This is a genomic window from Streptomyces sp. NPDC059142, assembly GCF_042755665.1.
GTDB lineage: Bacteria > Actinomycetota > Actinomycetes > Streptomycetales > Streptomycetaceae > Streptomyces.
Genome location: NZ_JBHZDA010000047.1, coordinates 38,425 through 42,678, shown reverse-complemented (window position 1 = coordinate 42,678; position 4,254 = coordinate 38,425). Strand labels below are relative to the sequence as shown.

Genomic DNA, 4,254 nt, shown 5'->3' with positions numbered 1-4,254 from the left:
CAACAAAAACCCCCCCCCGCCGGGGTGCCAGACCGGTGGGGCGGCAAAACGCCGCGGCCCCCCCCGTGTCCCCGGCCCCCCCCCCACTGCGCTTTCCTGTCGTCAGCCGGTTGTGCGTCCGACTGTCGTCTCGACAGCTTCTCCGGCGCCTGTCTGTGCGGGCATCGCAGCCGAAGGCGATGGGGCCGTGGTCTGCTGCTGGGGCGCCGCCGGGGCTTCCTTCTTCGGCGTCGTCCGCTTGCCGCGTGCGCGGCCTCGCGGGCGCTTCACCGGCTCCTCCGCGCCGATCGTGGCGAGTTCCTCCGCGGTCCAACCCGCCGCCTCGGCGGCGACAAACGCCTCACCGTACGGCGCATCCGTCTCCGCCAGTTGACGCCGGAGTTCCGCGCGTTTCTCCAGGATCTCGGCCAGCGGCTCGAAGGCCTTCTCGCGAGCCGCCTGGACTTCCCTCATCCGCTGCATAATGTCGTGTGAACTCGCCATGACGCGATCGTACTGGTAGGTCGTGCGTGGCGGCTGAGTGGGCGTGCCGACACTTCAGTCCGTAGAGATTTCTGACAGACCGTGTGCTTCCTTGACGGCCCTAACTACCGGAAGCGAGTTAGTGCAAACTGGGCCCAGTTTGCGTGATCCCCGGCTTTCGGCCCACTACTGTGGGCGGCCGGTGATCTTTGGTCCGAGCACGGACCGGGGGTTTGGAAAGGAGGGGGTTGCGTGGTTGAGCCATCGACGGCGAACGGCCGGCGCCGCGCCTCTGATCGCAGGGCGCGTTACCGCGAACGCGATGCCGACGGTCGTCGTGACAACCGGTTGAAGGTTTCGTACACCGACACCGAGCTGGCGATCATTCGTGAGGCCGCGGCTCGTGACAATCAAGCTCTCGCCGCGTGGGTCGGTGACACCGCTCTGAAGGTGGCCAAGGAGAAGGTCGTACCTGTTTCGGTCGACGCTCGCGATGTCCTTGCTGAACTTATCCAGTCCCGCAACCAGGCCTCGCGTATCGGTAACAACGTGAACCAGATCGCGAAGGCCTTGAACGCGGACGGCACCGTGACCGGTGCGCAGATCGCGGCAACCCTGGACGCGATCGTCAAGGCGATGCAACGCATGGATGAGGCGACACGTCAGGTGATGCATGAGCGGCGGCCGCGCTCTTGATGCCGAAGCGGGCTCGGGACGGTAATGACACATGGGGGTTGCTGGACTACCTGTATGGCCCGGGTAAGCGTGACGAGCACACTGACCCGCACATGGTGGCGTCCTGGGACGACCCCTTTGTCGAGGACCCGGCGCGCTCGCCGGACATGACGATCGGCGACTTGGCGCTCATCCTGGACGCTCCGGTGTTCGCGCTGCTCAGTAAGCGACCGGCCAAGCACGTTTACCACGTCGCGGTCCGCAATGCGCCCGAGGACCGACTCCTGACGGACGAGGAGTGGGCGCGGGTTGCCCGCGAGATGATGCACGCCTCCGGCATCGCTCATCACGGCGACGACCAGGCCTGTCGGTGGGTCGCGATCCGCCACGCGGACGACCACATCCACATCGTCGCGACACAGGCCCGACAGGACGGTCGGCAGCCGCGGCTGCGCCAGGACATCCCGAGGATGCACGCGGCCGCCAGGGAGTTCGAGGTTGAGTTCGGGTTGCGCCGGTTGAAGCACGGCGACAAGACCACGCGGAAGTGGCCGAAGACCGGAGAGCAGGAGAAGGCGGTCCGGCGCGGACTGGTGGAGCCGGTGCGCGAGACGCTCCAGCGGGAGGTCCGCCAGGCCGCGGCCGCTGCCGCAGACGAGGGTGATTTCTTCGCCCGTCTTACCGCGGCTGGGGTCCGGGTGAACAAGCGGGTGGCGCCGGACGGGAACATCACCGGCTACTCGGTCGCGATGCCCGGTGACCGTGACGGCGGGCATCGCGCGATCTGGTTCTCCGGCGCGCGGCTCGCCCCGGACTTGTCCCTCCCGCGCGTGCGGGAGCGCTGGAGGACGCCGGTGTCCGTACCGGCGGTTGGGCCGGCGGAGATGTGGCAGGAGGCGGAGCGCCGTGTGCGTGCTGCTGCGGACCAGCTTGGCGCTGGTGGGCTGAGCCAAGGGGCCGGGGATGTTGCGGCGCTCGGTGACCTCATCGTCATCGCCGCGGTGGTCTCGCCGCGCATGGTGCGCGATCGGCTGAGGGACGCGGCGTACGAGTTCGAGCGCGCGTCACGCGTCCCGGGCGACCGCGCTCTGGAGGGACAGGCGCGCAGTCTGTACCGGGAGTCGACGCGGTTGCTGTCTCAGTCGACGGCGGCGGCCGGACGTAGTGACACCGTCGCCGCGCTCGGTTTCCTGCTCGCCCTTGCAACCGCGATCGAGGCCTCGCGCCGCTGGCACCAGGCGCAGGAACACCGGGCCCAGACGGAGGCCTCTGGACGGGCCGGTCGTCTGCTGCGGGAGGCGGTAGAGGTGACCGTCGGCGCGAGCGCGGCACGCGACTTCCGTCCGCGCCCGAAGCGCACGGCCTCCCGTCCTTCCGGGTCCCGGCGGCCCGCGACGGTGTCAGGGGAACGGCCGATGGCCGGAGTGCTCCAGGAGGCAGTGCCCGGACACGTGCGGGCGATCCTCGCGGATCCGGCGTGGCCCGCGCTGCGCACGCGGCTGGCAGCGGTCGAGAATGCGGGGGAGAACCCGGTCGACGTCCTCGCCGCGGTCGCCGCCCGGCGTGATTTGACCTCAGCGGACTCGGTTGCCGAGGTGCTTACATGGCGGCTGGACGGGTGGAGTCGTCAGCGCGGTGCGTCGGCGGCGGTCACCGGCACGAGCCCGTCGTCGACGCCCACGGGCAGCACCGGCCGCAGCAGCGGGCCGCGTGCGGCGGGGACACGTCGGTCGCCGGGTGACGAGGAGCGTAAGGGCCCGCGACGGGCTCGGTAACGAGGGGAGTGAGCGTGGCAACACCGACACCAGAGGAACGGGCCGGGGAGGCGTACGCGGAGGCGGTCGCCGAGGCGGTGCAGACCTCCGTGATGGCGGTCCGCCTGATCCTGGCCATCGCGGACGCGGTACGTCGTCAGCAGCAGAAGTTGGCCGGGAAGGAGGACGATCTCCCGGACGCCGGGAAGGCGGCGGCGGAGGCCTCGAAGGAGGTGGCGACGTTCCTTCCGCCGGACATCGGTGCGGCTCTGATGGAGGGCGCCCACTGGCCGCAGCTCGCCCAGCAGTTGATGGCACTCAAGCGGGCCGGAGTCGACCTGGAGGGGATGCTTCCGCGCGTCGGCGAGATCGCCGTGACGGTACGGGACCAGGTCGCGGCGAATGCGGAACGGGTAGCGCGCGAGGGCACGGACGAGTGGGCGGCGGCGCTGCGCCAGACGCTGCCGGCGGGTCCGGTACGCGAGGCGATCCTGTCGTCTCCGGCGTGGCCGGAGATGGCGAGGACGATGGCGACGCTGGACGAGCGCGGGGTCGACGTGCGGGCGATTCTCGCCTCCGCGCACGAGGAGGGCGTCGGGGTCGACAAGGCGGTCGCCAGGGTGCTTGCGACAGCGGAGGTGCCGACCACGAGTCGGGACGCGACGTTGTCGTACGGGCCGCTGACGACCGGGCTGGACATTCCCAAGAATCTCGACCTCGGGGACCGGGGGCGAGCCCTTCGGCAGCTCGCTATCGCGCCGTCGGAGAACGGCCGGTTCACGCGCATGGTGCGCGAGGCCCTGCCCGGCGCGGAACGGGAGGCGGATCTGCTTGTGGCGGCCCGTCAGTGGCCGTTGATCGCCGCGCGGATGGCGGATATGGAGAGCAAGGGGCAGTCGATCCCGGAGCACTTGGCCCGCTTGTCCGAGGACACCTCTTGGCGGGAGGGGCGTCTGGTCCAGGCCGCCAACGACGTGCTGCGCAAGCCGGTTGGCACGCCGGCGGGGCCGGGGCCGAAGGTGAGCACCGCGGCGGCGCGGTCGACGTCGTCGGGCGTGGGCCCTACTAAGGCGGCCGAGAAGGGTGCGGCACCGGCTGCGCCCGGGGTGGCCGCGCACCGGGAGGCGGCGCCTGCCGTGAAGGGCGGCAAGGCCCGGTAGTCGCCGTTTCTGTGGCGATGAGACACCCAGGTATGAAACTTAAAAAACTAATCGAACAGCGTTGACGTGGTTTTGTAAGTTTCGGTAGTTTGTGGGGGGGGGGGGGGGCCCCCCCCCCGCCCCCCGCCCGCCCCCCCCCCCCGGCGCGCCCCCCGCGACAAAAAAAAAAAAAAAAAACAACACAAAAGCACACAGCGACCCCG

4 protein-coding genes are annotated in these 4,254 nt (G+C 70.0%); 3 read left to right on the top strand and 1 reads right to left on the bottom strand.

Annotated features, from left to right (window positions below; translation table 11 throughout):
- Positions 1-102 precede the first annotated feature (102 nt).
- A complete protein-coding gene (locus ACFXPK_RS18645; RefSeq protein ID WP_385076697.1) occupies positions 103-483 on the bottom strand; it encodes a hypothetical protein in 381 nt (126 codons plus the stop codon).
- Positions 484-714: 231 nt separating this feature from the next.
- On the opposite strand from ACFXPK_RS18645, the gene mobC reads away from it, so the two are divergent.
- The 3 genes from mobC to ACFXPK_RS18630 are packed head-to-tail and all read left to right on the top strand — an operon-like array spanning position 715 to position 4,051.
- Positions 715-1,158, top strand: a complete 444-nt coding sequence (gene mobC / locus ACFXPK_RS18640) for a plasmid mobilization relaxosome protein MobC (RefSeq protein ID WP_385076694.1) — start codon at positions 715-717, stop codon at positions 1,156-1,158.
- 38 nt (positions 1,159-1,196) lie between these two features.
- The gene (locus ACFXPK_RS18635) at positions 1,197-2,912 is read left to right on the top strand and encodes a relaxase/mobilization nuclease domain-containing protein (RefSeq protein ID WP_385076691.1); all 1,716 of its coding nucleotides are present in this window, start codon (positions 1,197-1,199) and stop codon (positions 2,910-2,912) included.
- A gap of 14 nt (positions 2,913-2,926) precedes the next feature.
- Positions 2,927-4,051: a hypothetical protein gene (locus tag ACFXPK_RS18630; protein WP_385076688.1), complete on the top strand. Its 1,125-nt coding sequence runs from the start codon at positions 2,927-2,929 to the stop codon at positions 4,049-4,051.
- Positions 4,052-4,254 lie beyond the last annotated feature (203 nt).